Annotated in this window: 23 protein-coding genes; 22 read left to right on the top strand and 1 reads right to left on the bottom strand. The window is 59.6% G+C overall.

The window, feature by feature from the left end; genetic code table 11:
• The first annotated feature begins 170 nt into the window (after positions 1-170).
• Positions 171-548: a GIY-YIG nuclease family protein gene (locus IVB27_RS32670; RefSeq protein WP_247446892.1), complete on the top strand. Its 378-nt coding sequence runs from the start codon at positions 171-173 to the stop codon at positions 546-548.
• A 158-nt stretch (positions 549-706) separates the two neighbouring features.
• Here the strand turns inward: IVB27_RS32670 and IVB27_RS32675 are convergent, their stop codons facing one another.
• Entirely contained in the window at positions 707-946 is a 240-nt protein-coding gene (locus IVB27_RS32675) for a hypothetical protein (protein ID WP_247446893.1), read from the bottom strand.
• A 63-nt stretch (positions 947-1,009) separates the two neighbouring features.
• On the opposite strand from IVB27_RS32675, the gene IVB27_RS32680 reads away from it, so the two are divergent.
• The 21 genes from IVB27_RS32680 (at position 1,010) to IVB27_RS32780 (ending at position 15,573) form a co-directional block, all read left to right on the top strand.
• Positions 1,010-1,396, top strand: a complete 387-nt coding sequence (locus IVB27_RS32680) for a hypothetical protein (protein ID WP_247446894.1) — start codon at positions 1,010-1,012, stop codon at positions 1,394-1,396.
• 57 nt (positions 1,397-1,453) lie between these two features.
• Complete coding sequence (locus IVB27_RS32685; protein ID WP_247446895.1) at positions 1,454-1,939, top strand: GcrA family cell cycle regulator; 486 nt, start codon at positions 1,454-1,456, stop codon at positions 1,937-1,939.
• Entirely contained in the window at positions 1,936-2,325 is a 390-nt protein-coding gene (locus IVB27_RS32690) for a RusA family crossover junction endodeoxyribonuclease (RefSeq protein ID WP_247446896.1), read from the top strand. The genes IVB27_RS32685 and IVB27_RS32690 overlap by 4 nt, the downstream gene beginning before the upstream one ends.
• A complete protein-coding gene (locus tag IVB27_RS32695; protein WP_247446897.1) occupies positions 2,325-2,513 on the top strand; it encodes a hypothetical protein in 189 nt (62 codons plus the stop codon). Before IVB27_RS32690 ends, IVB27_RS32695 begins: the two co-directional genes overlap by 1 nt.
• Positions 2,510-3,163: a hypothetical protein gene (locus IVB27_RS32700; RefSeq protein ID WP_247446899.1), complete on the top strand. Its 654-nt coding sequence runs from the start codon at positions 2,510-2,512 to the stop codon at positions 3,161-3,163. The genes IVB27_RS32695 and IVB27_RS32700 overlap by 4 nt, the downstream gene beginning before the upstream one ends.
• Positions 3,160-4,965, top strand: coding sequence for a toprim domain-containing protein (locus IVB27_RS32705; RefSeq protein ID WP_247446901.1), 1,806 nt, complete (start codon positions 3,160-3,162; stop codon positions 4,963-4,965). The genes IVB27_RS32700 and IVB27_RS32705 overlap by 4 nt, the downstream gene beginning before the upstream one ends.
• Positions 4,962-5,171, top strand: coding sequence for a hypothetical protein (locus IVB27_RS32710; RefSeq protein WP_247446902.1), 210 nt, complete (start codon positions 4,962-4,964; stop codon positions 5,169-5,171). The genes IVB27_RS32705 and IVB27_RS32710 overlap by 4 nt, the downstream gene beginning before the upstream one ends.
• A 285-nt stretch (positions 5,172-5,456) precedes the next feature.
• Positions 5,457-5,957, top strand: coding sequence for a hypothetical protein (locus IVB27_RS32715; RefSeq protein WP_247446903.1), 501 nt, complete (start codon positions 5,457-5,459; stop codon positions 5,955-5,957).
• Positions 5,958-6,722: 765 nt separating this feature from the next.
• Positions 6,723-6,878 carry a hypothetical protein gene (locus IVB27_RS32720; protein WP_247446904.1) on the top strand — a complete coding sequence of 52 codons (156 nt, stop codon included), beginning with the start codon at positions 6,723-6,725 and terminating at the stop codon, positions 6,876-6,878.
• A gap of 67 nt (positions 6,879-6,945) precedes the next feature.
• Positions 6,946-7,380, top strand: a complete 435-nt coding sequence (locus IVB27_RS32725) for a hypothetical protein (protein ID WP_247446905.1) — start codon at positions 6,946-6,948, stop codon at positions 7,378-7,380.
• Positions 7,381-7,594: 214 nt separating this feature from the next.
• A complete protein-coding gene (locus tag IVB27_RS32730; RefSeq protein WP_247446906.1) occupies positions 7,595-8,092 on the top strand; it encodes a DNA-packaging protein in 498 nt (165 codons plus the stop codon).
• Between the two features lie 60 nt (positions 8,093-8,152).
• Complete coding sequence (locus IVB27_RS32735; protein ID WP_247446907.1) at positions 8,153-8,470, top strand: hypothetical protein; 318 nt, start codon at positions 8,153-8,155, stop codon at positions 8,468-8,470.
• 28 nt (positions 8,471-8,498) lie between these two features.
• On the top strand, positions 8,499-9,017 hold the full coding sequence (locus IVB27_RS32740; protein ID WP_247446908.1) for a hypothetical protein: 519 nt from the start codon (positions 8,499-8,501) through the stop codon (positions 9,015-9,017).
• Between the two features lie 66 nt (positions 9,018-9,083).
• Positions 9,084-10,577 (top strand): terminase, encoded by a 1,494-nt coding sequence (locus tag IVB27_RS32745; RefSeq protein ID WP_247446909.1) that lies wholly within the window; start codon positions 9,084-9,086, stop codon positions 10,575-10,577.
• Between the two features lies 1 nt (position 10,578).
• The gene (locus tag IVB27_RS32750) at positions 10,579-10,809 is read left to right on the top strand and encodes a hypothetical protein (protein WP_247446910.1); all 231 of its coding nucleotides are present in this window, start codon (positions 10,579-10,581) and stop codon (positions 10,807-10,809) included.
• A complete protein-coding gene (locus IVB27_RS32755) occupies positions 10,810-12,510 on the top strand; it encodes a portal protein (protein WP_345946951.1) in 1,701 nt (566 codons plus the stop codon).
• Positions 12,507-12,770 carry a hypothetical protein gene (locus IVB27_RS32760; protein ID WP_247446912.1) on the top strand — a complete coding sequence of 88 codons (264 nt, stop codon included), beginning with the start codon at positions 12,507-12,509 and terminating at the stop codon, positions 12,768-12,770. The genes IVB27_RS32755 and IVB27_RS32760 overlap by 4 nt, the downstream gene beginning before the upstream one ends.
• A gap of 9 nt (positions 12,771-12,779) precedes the next feature.
• The gene (locus IVB27_RS32765) at positions 12,780-13,748 is read left to right on the top strand and encodes a hypothetical protein (protein ID WP_247446913.1); all 969 of its coding nucleotides are present in this window, start codon (positions 12,780-12,782) and stop codon (positions 13,746-13,748) included.
• A 185-nt stretch (positions 13,749-13,933) separates the two neighbouring features.
• A complete protein-coding gene (locus tag IVB27_RS32770) occupies positions 13,934-14,773 on the top strand; it encodes a phage capsid protein (protein WP_247446914.1) in 840 nt (279 codons plus the stop codon).
• 13 nt (positions 14,774-14,786) lie between these two features.
• The gene (locus tag IVB27_RS32775) at positions 14,787-15,056 is read left to right on the top strand and encodes a hypothetical protein (RefSeq protein WP_247446915.1); all 270 of its coding nucleotides are present in this window, start codon (positions 14,787-14,789) and stop codon (positions 15,054-15,056) included.
• 55 nt (positions 15,057-15,111) lie between these two features.
• Entirely contained in the window at positions 15,112-15,573 is a 462-nt protein-coding gene (locus tag IVB27_RS32780; protein ID WP_247446916.1) for a hypothetical protein, read from the top strand.
• Position 15,574 lies beyond the last annotated feature (1 nt).

Consider the following 15,574-nt stretch of genomic DNA (forward strand, 5'->3'; position numbering starts at 1 on the left):
GAGATCGAGGCTTTCCGCGCTCGGACGGATATGAGCGTCACTGCGTTCGGAACTCTCGCCGTCAATGACTCGCGATTTATCCCGGACCTGGCCCACAGGGGGAGGACTCCGAGCTTGGCGACGATCGACCGGGTTCGCGCCTTCATGCGCAAGCGGCAAGGCGCTGCGGCATGATGAATACAAGAGATGTTTTCACCGTCTATTTCATCAAGCCAGTTGGGATGGATGGTCCGATCAAGATCGGGATCACAGAAAAAGTGCCTGAGAGGCGCCTCAAGGAGTGCGGTTCTTGGTCGCCTTTCCCTCTCGAAATTATCGGGTCCGCGCCGGGAAGATGGGAAGACGAGCAATTTCTCCACGCTTGTTTGGCTGAGCACCACTCACATGGCGAATGGTTTCGCGCTGCGCCGATGGTGTTGGCTGCGATGAACACCGTTATCGCGGAACAGGGGTTTGTGAAGGTCAGATCGCACCTCACCCCTACGGCCAATATCAGGTCAAAAAACAATCGCTCAGGTCGAATTTTCAACCGGAGTTATGCGGCATGACCATTCACTGGCATTTCGAAAAAAGCAGCCCGCAGACTGTCCGGACGGGGGAATCCTTAAACCAGTCTGCGGGCTCTCACATGCGCGACGCAATACAGACGCGCAATTCCAATTCTCAGAACCTCCCGAGGGCATGTTCGCCCTCCGACTTGCCGGGGCTATCTCCGGTCTTTTCTTCCGATGGAGTAGCTCTCCTCAAACGCGGCTATGTCGCGCAGGCGCTGCTTGATGTAGCGGCGCTCGTCTTCAGCCTTCTCTTCATCTGTGCGCTGACGGGTAGCGTCCCGCTTGCGATCGCCTTGATGCTTATCGCTGCCTTCTAGGAATCTAACTACGTTCCGGACTGCAATCCCGAGCGTAATGAAACTGAGTTCTTCGTTATCGTTGAGTACCTTCATGACCAGCGCAATAAACCATGAAGGATTGTTCCAGTGTCCCCAAAGAATGGTCGGAAATCGCCAATGAGTATCGCAGCAACGACGCCGCGGAATGCGGCACAGTTCCTGGTCGAGCGCGCAGAGCGCCAGAGCGGGTCGCGAATGGTGGCTTACGAAATGGTCGCTCAGACCGTTGGAACGTCGGCTGATTGGCTGCGCAAATTCGTCAACGGAACCGGCGCCAAAGAGCCGGGCTGGACGGTCGGGTGGAACCTGATCGAACACTGCAACAGGGTTCTTTGTACGCGCGTCGAACGAGAGATCGATAAGGAGCGTTCTAAAGCTGCAACGCTCAAGAGGGAAATCGATGCGGTTAATTCACCTGTTGGCCGAGTGGTGGCGAGTGCGCAGGGGGCGCAGGCGTCTTCAACGTCGGCTGTGGCTGGCCCGAGTTTGGGCAAAGATCCATAGGCGCTGACTAGCCCGCCAGCATCTTCGAACGCGGGCACAACAGAGGGGTAGGGGGACATGACTAATCAGATCAATTCGCCTTGGACGGATGAACTCCGTTCAGAGGTGAAGGAGTTATGGCGCACACACAGCGCCGCCAGCATTGCGATTGCGCTCCAACAGCGGGGCCATCCCTTCACTCGCAGCTCCATCATCGGCCTCGTCCATCGTGCAGGCTTGACGCTAGAGCACAAGTCGGCAGATCGCCAGCGCAGGGCCTCTCCACCGAAGCGCGAACGGAAGATGAAGCCTGTCTTGCGCCTGATTAGCGGCGCCGGCCGCCCGGTCTTCAAGACAATCATGATCCCGGACCTGGACGTGGCTTGTGCGGACGTTGAGCCCCGCAACGTCTCGCTGGCGGATCTCGGCAAGAATGAATGTCGCTACCCGTATGGCGACGGTCCGTTCACGTTCTGCGGTCATCCTGCGGAAGGCAGCTACTGCGCCGGCCACAAAGCGCTCTGCTACGTCGAACCTCAGAAGCGTTGGAGGACGGCGGCATGAGCACGTTCGTTCTACCGCTTCCACCTTCGGTCAATGGTCTGTTTGCCAACAGTCGTAACGGCGGCAGGTTCCGAACCCAGCGGTACGATAGCTGGATTCACGAAGCCGGCGCCGAGATCATGCGCCAGCGGCCGGCAAAGTATGTCGGGCCCGTGATCCTCTCCTACGAGGTCCAGGAGCCCGCTGGTAAGCGCAAGTTCGATCTGGGCAATCGAGAGAAGGCCCTGACAGATTTACTCGTCAGCCACGGCATCATCCAGGCTGACGACAATACGATCGTTCGTGAGATCAAGCTGAAGTGGGCGTCCGATGTTCAGGGCGTCCGAGTAAATGTTGCGTCAATCACCGCGTTCCCCACACAGAAGGATAACGCGGAGGCCGCCTAGTGTCAGATAACTGGCAAAAACTTGGTGACGTTGTTGCCCGAGTACCCCATCTCGCCCCCGTCGTCCTGACCGTAGAGTTCGATGGACCGCTCGCCGTGGCGCTGTATGCCGAGGCGATGAAGGGTGGCAACCTGCCCCAGACAATCGTCCGCGAGGCCGTTCGCGCATACCTTGGGGACGCCGCATGATCCTGACCCCCAAGAACTGGAAAGACTTTCAACACTACAAGGACCGGGCGCCGGCATGGATCAAGCTCCATCGCAGCATCCTAGATAACTTCGAATTCTTCTGCTTGCCGATTGCTAGCAGAGCGCTAGCACCGTGCCTCTGGCTGCTTGCAAGCGAATACGAGGACGGAAAAATCAGTGCCTCACTTGACGAATTGGCCTTCCGCCTCCGCATGACACGCGGAGAGCTGGCCGACGCGCTAAGCCCTTTAATTGAAAAGGGATTCTTTGATGCTAGCGAACCGCTAGCAGAGCGCAAGCAGGATGCTATCCCAGAGAAAGAGAGAGAGATAGAGGAAGAGATAGATACAGTAGCTAAAGCTACTGGCGCTTCCGCGCCTCGAATTGCTTCGCCGGCAAGTTTGGCCGTCACCGAATCCGACATCTATCGCCTGGGCCGGGATGTGCTTGGCAAGAATTGCGGTGGGGTGATCACCTCACTGCGCAAGCATTGCCGGCAAGACTTGCGAGAGGTCCGTGACCTGATCGAGCAGGCGCGCGAGAAAGCCTACCCGATGGAGTGGGTGCAGGGTGTGTTGCGCGGGACAGAAACCGCAAAGGTGCCGCTCCACCAGATCTTCCCCGAGGACGTTTACAGGAACGTCCTATGAGCGACATCACGGAAGTTAGCCGGCTGTTGTCGTCACGGGCTCAATCCGTGGCGGAATATCTCCTGCCGCGCGGCAAGAAGGATGGAGCCGAGTGGCGTGTCGGTTCGGTCGATGGCGAACCGGGCCAGAGCCTCGGAGTTCACCTGTCGGGCCACAAGGCCGGAGTATGGGCTGAGTTCAACAGCGGCGAGGCTGGAGACCTGTTGGACCTCTGGCAGCAGGCAAGGCGGGTATCTCTTTCGCAAGCTCTCAGCGAGGCCCGTGAGTGGCTTGGAATCGTTCGTCCCGAACCGTACCGCGAGCCCAAGAAGGAATACGCCAGGCCGCCTAAGCCGAATTGCTCGGCGCCAACCAGCAAGGTCCGCGATTACCTGATCGAGGTGCGCAACATCCCGGCCGAGGTGATTGCCAAGTTCAAGATCGGGGAAGCTGGCGATGACATCATTTTCCCGTTCTTGTTGCCAGACGGAACGCTGGCTATGGCGAAGTCGCGCAAGGCTGCGGACGGCGAGAAGCCGAAGCCCACCGCCGCGAACTGCGAGCCGGTCCTGTTCGGTTGGCAGGCAATGCCTGAGATGGCCCGCGAGGTCGTGATTACCGAGGGCGAGATAGACGCGCTGTCATGGTCGGCTTACGGCATAGCCGCGCTGTCTGTCCCCTATGGCGGCGGCGGCGGCGCGAAGCAGCGCTGGATTGAAAGCGAATTCGAGCGGATGGACCGCTTCGAGAAGATCTACATCGCCACCGACATGGACAAGGAGGGTGAGGCTGCGGCTGTGGAGATCGCCAGCCGATTGGGCCGGCATCGCTGCATGCGGGTCAAGATGCCCTTCAAGGACGCCAACGAATGCCTGGTCAACGGCTTGCCAGTCAAGGATATGCTGGAGCTGCTGGCGAACGCCGCGCATCTAGACCCGGAGGGATTGCGCCGGGCGTCTGATTTCACCGACAAGGTGATGGAACTGTTCTGGCCGTCTCACGATGGGCAGGTCGGGTATCGGACCCCGTACAAGAAGCTCGGGGACAAACTGCTATTCCGGCCGGCTGAACTGACGCTATGGACCGGCATTAGCGGGGACGGCAAGAGCCAGATCCTTTCGGACTGCATGGTCGATTGGATCGGCCAGGGTAGCCGCGTCTGCCTGTCCAGCCTCGAAATGCACCCGGCGCAGTCGCTCAAGCGTATGTGCAAGCAGACTGTTGGCGTCGATCGGCCGACCGAGAAAGCAATTCGTGGCGCGCTGACGTGGCTCGACCAAGGTCTGTTGTTGTACGAAAAGGTCGGCAAATCAGGGGTGAAGGGGCTCCTGGAAATCTTCAGCTTCGCTCGCGCTAAATACGGCTGTGACCAGTTCGTTATCGACAGCCTGATGAGGCTCGGCGTCGATCAGGACGACTATACGGCGCAGGAAAAGGCGCTGTTCGAGCTGGTCGATTGGACGCTGGCAAACAGCGTTCATGTCCACCTCGTCGCGCATTCCCGCAAAGGCGACAAGGACCGGGGTGTCCCGGAGACCGGCGACATCAAGGGCGCAATGGAGATCGGCGCGAACGCTTTCAACATCATCGGCGTGTGGCGCAATCGCAAGCAGGAAGATCAGGTTAAGGCCGCTGCTTCCGAGGAGGAGAGGGCGACACTTAACGAAAAACCGGGCGTGATCCTCAACGTTGCCAAGCAGCGCAATGGGGATTTCGAGGGGAAAATCGGGCTTTGGTTTAACCAGGAAAGCTATCAGTACCAGTCGTCGCATGACCGCAGCGACTGGAATCGGCGCTATCTGCCAAGAGGGGAAGCCGCATGAAACACTACGAGGGCTCGCAATGGATTGTCACAGATGACGGGATCGAACGCCGCAATGGCAACTACTTCATCCGCGCCGAGGATCTGGGAAACGATCTCGGGCCGGGCGGCTGGGTCGGTCATATGGCGGCGAAAGACTGGGTAGACGTTGAGGATTTCAAGCGTGCGTTCGAGGTAGCGAAGCGTATTGATCTAGTTTCAGAGTAGCACGGCGGCTGGCGCCGATTTGCCAATTGTGTGTCACTTTTCTTTTAGAGGGGCTGGAAAAATATGAGCGCAACGAGACTTTGGCTTCGCATATCCGAAAGCGACCAACGAAGGCTTGACGTTATCGCGGATGCGATGGGCGGGATTTCCAGGTCGGGGACAATCCGATTTCTAATCAGGCAATGGGGGGAGGGGAAAAACATGAGCCAAAGTGACACACAAGTGGCAAATACACCCCCGCGAGTGTGATATTCTATAAGAGGATCAATAGAGGGGGAAGATTTCTTGAACATCAGGATCAGCGCTACCCGCGATATCCCAGACGCGCGTGTGTTTGTAGCGTTTGATCAGCCCCACCGCCGTGGCACGATTGACCCTCTCGACCCCAAGCACGAAAGCCCGCTTGGCCGGCTGCGTCTGAGTGGCAGGATTACCGAGCGGGAGTTCAGCGCCGGGGGGCAATGGCGGAATATCTATTTCGGTTGGCTGCGCTCGATTGGTGCGCCGAATCCCAATCCAGCCGCCATCGATTACGGGGCTGTTCGCGATTTCGACTCTGACTCGCAAGAGGTCATGAGCGACGAGGACAGCGACGAGCGGGATCAGGCTATCGCCCAGGCATTTCGCGCCGGTGAGCAGGTTCTGAAGAAGCTTGGCCCGCGCGTATTCCATGCGGTCGGGGCGATTGCTGTTTACGAAGAGACTGAAGAACTCGGCGACTTCCAGTTCACGGCGCGCGCTGCCAAAATTGGGCTGGCGGCGCTTGCTGAACATTTCGGTTGCTGAGGTTGCTGCGTAGGCCAACGCAGGGCGGCTGGCGTCATAGCGTCCCCCTGACTGCAATGACTGACGCGCGAGCCGCACTAATTCATAAACGAACCACGAAGCCCCAAATGGTGCATCAATGACCAAGAAGCAGCGCAAGAAGCTTGTTCGCATGATCGTCAAGGGCGAGGCGATGATCGCCGACATTGACGGCAAGCTGGTGCCGGTGAGTTTGATTTAGGGTTTGGTTTCACCGAACCACCGAGCCCGCGTAGACAGTTTAACGGTCATCAGAGGGCAGGGTGTGACGCGATGAGCGGCTACAGTTGCGCATGGGGCCAATCACCTTTGAACTGCAACATCTGCGGATCGCGGGTGCAGGGCGATAGTTGCGAGCGTCATCAGCGCGAGCCAGGGTTCATCGCACTGCGAGACAAATATGTTGGCGTTTTCGTTATTCGCTCTCCAAGGGAGCGGGTTGTTGTGAATATAGGGGATTGAGAAATGAACGACATTGACCTTCGGCTCGAATGTCTTCGACAGGCAGTGAGTTTGCATATCTCGGGAGATCACCGGCCGGTCGTTGATATTGCCGCTGAGCTTTATGGCTTTGTTACACGCGCCGCATAGACGTTCATAGATAACCGAACAGGTCCAGCTTCCTCGGAACTGGTCATTGTCCCATGAACTTCGGCATCCCTTCAGCCTTCGCCTACGCAGATACGATCTGGACTGTTGGGATGTTAGTTGTTGCTTTTGCCGGCGGTTGGATATGCGGAGGTTGCCGTGAGCGGTGAAGTTGTCAACATCCGTGACTTCAAAAGGCGTGAGGAGCGCGAAGCGGCCGACGTGAGGCTGGCAAAGCAGGTGGAAGACACCAGCCCCTGCGAGATGCCGCCGGTTCAGCCGAGCTACAGCGCTCGCGAGCAAGATCCTGCGTGATTACGACCTGCATTGGTTCGCGGCGCGGCTCTCGATAGCCGTAGAGGATGTGCGAAGGCTTGGCCCGATGTCGTACCGAGATCTCCGGGAGGCCTTTCGGGATATCCCCGGCGTCGAAACGCTTCAGGTGAGCAGGGCTGAAAACGGCAACCAGATCATTACGATCGAGAATAGGTCGGTCGAAGTTGGGCCGATGGCAAGCAACGACGAAATCAGGTTCGCTCTGCTAAATCCTTGGATACGGACGGAAAACACCCGCATGAGCATCACTGGTTACGAGCCTGGAACGATTCAGGCCAAGTTGGCAGACATCAAGCAGAAAGCTGCTGATCGTCGGGCCGCTTCCATGGCTAAGCTTGATGCTGCGTTGGCCAAGACAGCGACTGTTGACGACCAACTTGAGGCTGAGGCTTCCAGGATCGAGAAGGAAGCCGATGCCGCATTGCATGAATTCGCAGCGTTTACCAATGGCTCGCCTTATGGCGATGAGACGGGCGGCTAGTGCAGTCGTGCAGCCACTGGGGCCTATTTCCACTCAATCCCAAGCCGATGTCAGTAGCGTATTACGAAGCGCTGAGGAGTGGGTTGGACTGGGCGAGCAACTTCGGAGCCGTGCCCATCCCGGTTGGCCGTACATCGGCACAGGGCATGCTTGGCGCGGGTTTATTGAGAACCGATATCAGAAGCTGAACTTTGGACCGGAATTGACGTGAGCAATGGCTGCCCCTAAGGGAAACCGTTTTTGGGAGGCTAGATCCTCTCACGGACGGAGGCCCATCTTCGAATCGGCTGACGCTCTGCTGGAGGCCTGCTTAGAGTATTTCGAGTGGGTCGAGCAAAATCCGCTCTGGGAAGACAAGATCATCTCGTTTCAGGGCGCCGCAACTCACGTTGATGTTGCCAAGATGCGCGCAATGACGATCTCTGGGCTTTGCATCTTCTTGGATGTGGCTCGGAGAACCTGGGACGATTACCGGGCTCGTGAAGATTTTCTGCCAGTCTGCAACCATGTTGAGCAGATCATCCGCGACCAGAAGTTCACGGGTGCTGCTGCCGACCTCCTGAACGCGAACATCATCGCGCGGGATCTTGGGCTGGCTGACAAGACTGAGCTGACCGGACGCGAGGGCGGCCCGATTGAGACACGCGAGCTAAGCGAGACCGAAGCTGCGAGGCGGATAGCCTTCACGCTGGCTAAGGCGACGCAGGGTTAGTCAGAAAACACCATAGAATTTCGAGCCGCCTCCGGGCGGTTTTGTCGTTTGGAGACTTGAATGGCTACCTGTCAAATCTGGGAATACTACGCCTCCGGCAACAACCGGAACCAGGTGGCGAAGCTTCCCGGCAAAGCCCCCCAGAACGTCACGATCAGCTCGACGCATGCGGAATCGTCTGCACTCGACAACGCGACGATCGGCACTCGTTTGAAGACCGACACTACCTGTTGGTTCAAGCTCTATAAGTCAGGCGCCGCAAGCCCGTTGGGCGACGTTGCGACTGCCTCGAACGGAATCTGGCTCATGGCGAATGAGACCGAATATTTCGATGTGCCGCTCGCGGCCGGCGTCTCGATCTCGATCATCACCGCGTAAGCAACAAGCAACAGCAAAGGACTAACACATGGGCGACATTCTCAAATCAATTCTCGGTCGCAGGCTCGGCCTGGACAAGGACGATAACCTGGTCGTCAAAGGCTCGGTCATCACTGGCGGTAGCTCTACCCCGCTCGCGGCCGGATCCACCCGCACCCTGACGGCAGACGATAGCGGCAAGCTGATCGCGCTCGATACCCTGGCCGGCTCGACTGTGACGCTCCCTGCGGCTGTTGGCAGCGGCGCCAAGTATCGCTTCTACGTGTCGGTTCTTGCCACCTCGAACAGCCACATCGTCAAGGTCGCGAACTCGTCGGACACCATGATCGGCGGCGTTGTGATCGCTGACACGGACACGGCCGGCGCGGCGTCCTCGTTCTTCGCGGCATCGACCAGCGACACGATCACGCTCAATCGCTCCACCACGGGCTCGGTCTCGCTCGGTGAGTACATCGAGGTTGAGGACATCGCCTCCACCAAGTGGCTGGTCTCTGCCGTGATCTCGGGCACGGGCACTGTCGCGACGCCGTTCTCCGCAACGGTCTAACGTTTGAGTCTCCTTGACGAGCTGCTAGGCAAACTAGGCTCGCTCCCGGAGGCTGACAAGAAAGCCGTGATCGCCGACGCAATGGCGGTCACGGGGCACATGAAGTGGATTCCCAACTCGGGGCCACAAACCGACGCCTACTTCTGCAAGGCTGACGTTCTGCTCTACGGCGGGCAGGGCGGTGGCGGCAAGTCGGATCTCGGTCTAGGTCTGGCCTTCACGGCTCACAAGCGTTCGCTGATCATGCGGCGCAAGTACGCCAACCTGAGCGCGCTGACTGAACGCGCTATCGCTATCAACGGCTCGAGGAACGGCTTCAACGGCTCGCCGCCTCCTCTGCTCAGGGTTGACGACAAGTACATCCAGTTCGCCGGCAATCAACATGCCGGGGATGAGGAGGATTGGCAGGGCCACGCCTTCGACTTCAAATACTTCGACGAGGCGACGCAGTTCCTTCAAAGCCAGATCAGGTTTCACCTGGGCTGGTTGCGATCGACGGAAGAGGGCCAAAGGGTTCGAGCGGTGCTCGGCACCAACCCGCCCATTAACGCGGACGGTGACTGGATTATCGGGATGTTCCGGCCATGGCTGGACGTCACCCATCCCAAGCCGGCCAAGCACGGCGAGTTGAGGTGGTTCGTTACGGCGCCTGACGGCTCCGATCTGGAGCTTGACGGGCCTGAGCCGATAGAGCTCGAAGGCAAGAAGCTTTCTCCGATGTCCCGGACGTTCATTCCGGCGGCGTTGAAGGACAACCCGTTTCTGATCAATACGAACTATCAGGCCAACCTCGACGGCCTGCCTGAGCCGCTACGCTCCGCGGTTCGCGACGGTAACTTCATGGCGGCTCGGCAGGACGCCGACTTCCAGGTGCTGCCGACGCAATGGCTGATCGAGGCGCAGGGACGTTGGAAGGCTGACGGCTACAAAGCCTTCAACATGACTGCGATGGCCTTTGACCCCGCTGGCGGCGGCGCTGATAGCGCTGAGCTGGCAAGGCGGCATGGCGGCTGGTACGCCGAAATGATCTCTGAGAAGGGCTCGGAGACGGCGGACGGGTCCAAGGCTGCGGGCGTCATCATCTCGCATCGGCGGGATAGCGCTCCGGTCGTGGTCGATGTCGGCGGCGGTTACGGCGGCGCGGTTACGCTGCGCCTGAAGGACAATGGCATCCCCCACGTTGGGTTTAACGGGGCGGGCGCTGCGACAGGACATACGATCGACGGACAACTGAAGTTCGCCAACAAACGGGCCGAGGCCTGGTGGCGGTTTCGGGAGGCTTTGAACCCGGATCAACAGGGCGGCTCTGTGATTGCGCTGCCGCCTGATCCTGAGTTGAGGTCCGATCTCGCTGCGCCAACCTATGAGGTCTCGGCGCGCGGACTGTTGATCGAGAATAAGGACGATTTGCGCAAGCGGCTTGGCCGCTCTCCCGGCAAGGGTGACGCGTGTGTGATGGCCTTATCTGCCGGAGACGCCGCGGTTAAGCGCGAGCTGAACAAGTCGTCACTGCAAACAACCGCGAACCGCGGATATGAAAACATGAAGAAGCGAAGGTAATATGACCAGCATTTTCGGTTCTCCGCAGGCGGCACCCGCAGCAGCGCCGGTAGCCCCCAAGCCGCCGGCCACGATGCCGGACACCACGTCTCCGGCCGTGCTCGAAGCAAGGCGCAAGGCGCAGTTGGATATCATGGGCAGGGCTGGCCGGCAGTCCACCATTCTCACGGCGCCGAAGGACCGCGTGTCCGACTCCTATTCGGCGACCACGCTGGGCGCTGGTAACACCTAAGTGTCCAAATCTCGCGTCCGGGAGTTAGCCCTTCAAGGGGACCGCCTGTTCTCCAAGCGACAGCCATTGCTGACGTTGTGGCAGACCATGGCGGAAAACTTCTATCCGATCCGGGCCGACTTCATTACGCAGCGCTCGCTTGGGGATGAGTTCGCCTCGAATCTGATGACGGGCCGGCCTGTGCTGGCTCACCGCGATCTCGGCAACTCGCTGTCCTCGATGCTGCGCCCCCGCGGCACGGCATGGTTCCACGCCAGAACGGGCGATGAGGAAATCAACAAGGACGCGACCGCCAAGCAATGGCTCGACGCCAAGTCCGACGTGATGCGTCGTGCGATGTACGACCAGCACTCGGGGTTCATCCGGGCAACCAAGCAGGGCGATAACGACTTCGTTGCGTTCGGCCAGACCGTGATCTCGGTCGATCCGAACAGGTATCTCGACGGCATTCTCTATCGCAACTGGCATCTCAAGGACGTTGCCTGGTGCGAGAACTCAGAGCTTACGATCGATACCATTCACCGGAACTGGCAGCTCGAAGCGCGCTCGCTGATGCGGCTGTTCCCGGATAAGGTTGCAGGCGATGTCAAGAAGCTTGCAAGGAACGAGCCCTACCGCGAAATCAAGTGCCGTCACATCATCATTCCCGAGGATGAATACGATCTCTCGGTAGAGAAGAAGGGCCGCAGGAATCGCCTCCCGTTCACGTCGATCTATATCGACGTTGAGCACGATACGATCCTGGAAGAGGTGCCGGTCAAGCGATCGAACTACGTCATCCCGCGCTGGGTGACGGTTGCCGGGTCTCAATACGCCTATTCGCCCTCGACGGTCGTTTCTCTTCCCGATGCTCGGCTGCTTCAGCAAATGACGCTGACGATGCTGGAGGCCGGCCAGAAGGCGGTTGACCCGCCGCTGAAGGCGACCGCAGAAGCCATCCAGGGCGGCGTCAATACGTTTGCCGGCGGCATCACATGGGTGGATGCGGCCTATGACGAGAAGATGGGGCCGGCGCTTGAGCGGCTGATGGATCGACCCGGCGAACTGAACTGGGGCGAGTCGCTTCAGGAGCGCATCGAGAAGATGATCACTGAGGCGTTCTTCCTCAACGTGATCAACCTGCCGGAAGCGCAGGGCGGCGACAAGATGACCGCCTATGAGACGCAGGAGCGGGTCAAGGAATACATCCGCCGGGCTCTGCCGCTGTTTGAGCCGATGGAAGTCGAATACAACGGCGGGCTGTGCGAGGAGACGTGGAACGTTGCCATGGATCTCGGCATCTTCGGCTCGTTCGAGGATATGCCGGAGGTCCTGAAGGGCCATGAGATCAACTGGCAGTTTGCCAGCCCGTTGCAGGAAGCCAACGAGCGCGTGAAGGTGAATGCGTTCCAGGAGGCCGGCCAATTGCTGGCTCAGGCTGCGCAGCTTGATCCTGGCGTTCGGTTTGACGTGGATATCGATACGGCCTTCCGTGACGCGCTTGGCGCTGTGGTGCCGGCGACATGGGTTGTGCCGAAGGAAATCTCGGACTCCCGCAAGGCGCAGGAGCAGCAGATCCAGCGGGCGCAGCAGGCAGCGCAGGCAATGGCTGGCGCGGCTGACGTGGCGTCGAAGGTTGGCGGGGCTGTCCAGACCATGGGCGACGCGGCGCAGTCTGTGCAGGCGGCGCAGGGTGCTCAGGCTCAGGGGGCGGCGGCTTGAAGAAGCTTATCCCCATCCAGCCATGGCATCCCGCGGCATACGATGAGGCCGACGTTTACGCAATCAAGGCTCTCGTAGCCGGCAAGGCCAACGAGGGGCAGCAGCAGCGTGCAATCGGTTGGATCATCAACACGCTCTGCGGGACATACGATCTATCGTTTCGGCCTGATAGCGACCGCGACACGGTGTTTGCAGAGGGCAAGCGCCACGTCGGGATGCAGATCATCAAGCTGACGAAACTGGTTATCAAACAACAGTAGGGAGCCTTTATGGCCGACGACCAAGGTGCCGATACCGGCGCTGATGACACTAAGCTTGCCGATAAGGGCGCGGATACTGGCGCCGACAAGGGCGCCGGAACCATTCTCGACGCTGCCGACAAGGGCGGCGACGACAAGGGCTCTGATGCTGGTGCGGCCGATAAGGATGCCGGCAAAGCCGAGCCCGACTGGCGCTCACGTATGGCCGGCGGTGATGACGCCTTCCTGAAGCGTCTCGCGCGCTTCCCGGACGAGGCTACCTTCGCCAAGTCGTTCCGTTCGCTCGAACAGAAGATGTCCTCGGGAGAGTACAAGAAGCCGCTGGCCGAGAATGCCACGCCCGAAGAGAAGGCGACTTGGCGCAAGGAAAACGGACTGCCCGAGAAGGCGGATGAGTATGTTGCCAAGCTGGCGCTGCCGAACGGGATGGTGATCGGCGAGGCTGAGAAGCCTGTTGTGGCTGAGCTTGCCGCGGTCGCTCATGAAAGCAACCTCGACCCGAAGGCCTTCAACGGTCTAGTCGCGAAGTATTACGAGATCCAGGATCAGGCGCGGCAGAAGCAGGAAGACGCGGACGTTGCATTCAAGCTGGAGTCCGAAGACGCCCTGCGCAAGGATTGGCAAGGACCGGACTTCCGCCGCAACCTGACCGCGGTCAACAACCTGATCTCGACGTGGCCGGAAGGTCTCGCCTCAACCGTTCTCGCCGGCCGTGGCCCTGATGGCCGCAAGCTGGGCGACAACCCGGCATTCATCCGGCAGCTTGCCGTGCTCGCGACCGAACTCAACCCGGCGGCGACGCTGGTCCCGGCAGGTACGACCGATCCGGGCAAGAACGTGCAGGCGCGGCTTGAAGAGATCAGGACGCTGCGCCGCAATGACCCGAATGCTTACGAGCAGAACAAGGCCATGCAAGCCGAAGAGCTTGAGCTTATCGACGCCGATCTGAAGATGCAGAAGCGCGGTAAGGCCGCCTAACCAATTCGAGCCCGCGTCGGCTCCAGGACAACCCGCAAGGCCCCTGATTTAGACGCACACACGCCAACGAATAGCCCCGACACAACCGACCTCGGCGCCGCAAGGCCAACCCGAGCGCGGAACGCTGCCGGACAACCTGGACAGAGGCAACTCCCGAAACGAAAGGATTATGAAAGGGACATCCCATGTCCATTGAAGCTGCACAGGTCCAGTACCGGCAGGCATTCGTCGATCAGTTCGAAGGCAAGGTCTCCGTCCTTCGCGCTGCCACCACCAAAGAAACCGTCATGAAGGGCAACCAGGCCACGTTCCTTGTGGCCGGCTCTGGCACCGATACCGCGGTCACTCGCGGCACCAACGGCCAGATCCCCTATGGCAACCCGACCAACACGCAGGTCACTGCGACGCTGGTTGAGAAGCACGCTCCCTATGAGCTGACCGGCTTCAACATCTTCGCCTCGCAGGGCGACCAGAAGGCCATCATGCGTCAGGCCTCGATGAACGTGATCAATCGCGACATCGATCTGACCGTCCTGGCTGAACTCGCCAATGCGACCATCGATACCGGCGCCTATGCGACGGCCTCGGTTGCGATGGTGGAGAAGGCCAAGGGCTACCTCGGAAACAACGATATCCCCGTTGAGGAAGAGGACAACATGTTCGCGATCGTGAGTTCGGGGTTCCTGGCGTATCTGCGCCAGACCACGGAGTTTTCGAGCTCGGACTACGTTGACGTGAAGCCGCTGGTTGGTCCGACCCGCAGGATGCTGCGTTGGTCCGGCGTCAACTGGATGCAGTCCGCCCGCGTGACCGGCGTCGGTACCGCGACTGAGCTTTGCTACATGTGGCACCGCTCGGCGATCGGCTACTCGGTCAACGTCGGCGAGGACTCGATCCACATCGGCTACGACGAGAAGCAGGACATCTCCTGGTCTCGTGCGTCCATCTTCCACGGCGCCAAGATCTTGCAGAACACTGGCATCGTCCAGTTGAAGCACGACGGCTCCGCGTTCGGCCTGAGCTAAGGAGAACTGAACAATGGCTTACGTTCCTGACAACCTGGCGCTGGCCTCCAACCCTGTTGGTGGTGGCGCCTATCCGCGCGTGTTCACCTACTACAATTCGGCGGCGGATGCCGACGCTACCATTGTGGGTGCCAGCTACTTCTCGGATGGCGCCTCCAAGGGCATGCGTAAGGGCGATCTCGTCGATTGCGTGAACGTCGGTACGCCGCTTTACAAGCGCTACCAGGTTCTGAGCACCAGCGGCGCCGCGGCGACCGTGCAGGCTCCGACCGCGATTACCTAACTCCTCCGGGCGGGCGGCTTCGGCTGCCCGCCTCTTTCTCTTACCAAGGTGGTCTATGAGCGATCCAAAACGCCGCATGTCAGCCCGCAGTTTCGGCCTCACGTCCTTCAAGTTCAATCGCTGGTCGGCTGAGCTTTCCGAGGAGCAGTCCCTTGAGGACGCGCTGAAGCCTGAGTTCTGGGTTGACCTCGCCAGTCAGGTTATGGGCCATGATCCGGCCAACTCGAAGGGGCGCGGCGACATCATCGAAGTGCGCAAGCTCGATACCGGCCTCTACGCTGAACTGATCGTGACAGAGGTCAACAAGGGCTTCCTGAAGGTTCGGTTGCAGCACAAGGACCAGCCGGCCATTGCTGAGGTCTCCGAAGGTTCGCCGCTGACCACCAAGTGGAACGTCGGCAAGCGCATGCATGACGTGATCCGCAAGGCTGACGGTCAGGTGCTCGCTGCCGGCTTCCAGTCCAAGGACAAGGCAATCGAGTGGATTGACGATCACTTGCGGAAGATGGCGGCCTGAT

Origin of the sequence: Bradyrhizobium sp. 197 (genome assembly GCF_023073375.1) — a bacterium.
GTDB lineage: Bacteria > Pseudomonadota > Alphaproteobacteria > Rhizobiales > Xanthobacteraceae > Bradyrhizobium.

What these genes read in the sequence shown, in the direction of transcription:
- IVB27_RS32670 (WP_247446892.1), top strand. Translation starts at nt 171, where the DNA reads ATGATGAATACAAGAGATGTTTTCACCGTCTATTTCATCAAGCCAGTT.
- IVB27_RS32675 (WP_247446893.1), bottom strand. Translation starts at nt 946, where the DNA reads ATGAAGGTACTCAACGATAACGAAGAACTCAGTTTCATTACGCTCGGG.
- IVB27_RS32680 (WP_247446894.1), top strand. Translation starts at nt 1,010, where the DNA reads ATGAGTATCGCAGCAACGACGCCGCGGAATGCGGCACAGTTCCTGGTC.
- IVB27_RS32685 (WP_247446895.1), top strand. Translation starts at nt 1,454, where the DNA reads ATGACTAATCAGATCAATTCGCCTTGGACGGATGAACTCCGTTCAGAG.
- IVB27_RS32690 (WP_247446896.1), top strand. Translation starts at nt 1,936, where the DNA reads ATGAGCACGTTCGTTCTACCGCTTCCACCTTCGGTCAATGGTCTGTTT.
- IVB27_RS32700 (WP_247446899.1), top strand. Translation starts at nt 2,510, where the DNA reads ATGATCCTGACCCCCAAGAACTGGAAAGACTTTCAACACTACAAGGAC.
- IVB27_RS32705 (WP_247446901.1), top strand. Translation starts at nt 3,160, where the DNA reads ATGAGCGACATCACGGAAGTTAGCCGGCTGTTGTCGTCACGGGCTCAA.
- IVB27_RS32710 (WP_247446902.1), top strand. Translation starts at nt 4,962, where the DNA reads ATGAAACACTACGAGGGCTCGCAATGGATTGTCACAGATGACGGGATC.
- IVB27_RS32725 (WP_247446905.1), top strand. Translation starts at nt 6,946, where the DNA reads ATGTCGTACCGAGATCTCCGGGAGGCCTTTCGGGATATCCCCGGCGTC.
- IVB27_RS32730 (WP_247446906.1), top strand. Translation starts at nt 7,595, where the DNA reads ATGGCTGCCCCTAAGGGAAACCGTTTTTGGGAGGCTAGATCCTCTCAC.
- IVB27_RS32735 (WP_247446907.1), top strand. Translation starts at nt 8,153, where the DNA reads ATGGCTACCTGTCAAATCTGGGAATACTACGCCTCCGGCAACAACCGG.
- IVB27_RS32740 (WP_247446908.1), top strand. Translation starts at nt 8,499, where the DNA reads ATGGGCGACATTCTCAAATCAATTCTCGGTCGCAGGCTCGGCCTGGAC.
- IVB27_RS32750 (WP_247446910.1), top strand. Translation starts at nt 10,579, where the DNA reads ATGACCAGCATTTTCGGTTCTCCGCAGGCGGCACCCGCAGCAGCGCCG.
- IVB27_RS32765 (WP_247446913.1), top strand. Translation starts at nt 12,780, where the DNA reads ATGGCCGACGACCAAGGTGCCGATACCGGCGCTGATGACACTAAGCTT.
- IVB27_RS32770 (WP_247446914.1), top strand. Translation starts at nt 13,934, where the DNA reads ATGTCCATTGAAGCTGCACAGGTCCAGTACCGGCAGGCATTCGTCGAT.
- IVB27_RS32775 (WP_247446915.1), top strand. Translation starts at nt 14,787, where the DNA reads ATGGCTTACGTTCCTGACAACCTGGCGCTGGCCTCCAACCCTGTTGGT.
- IVB27_RS32780 (WP_247446916.1), top strand. Translation starts at nt 15,112, where the DNA reads ATGAGCGATCCAAAACGCCGCATGTCAGCCCGCAGTTTCGGCCTCACG.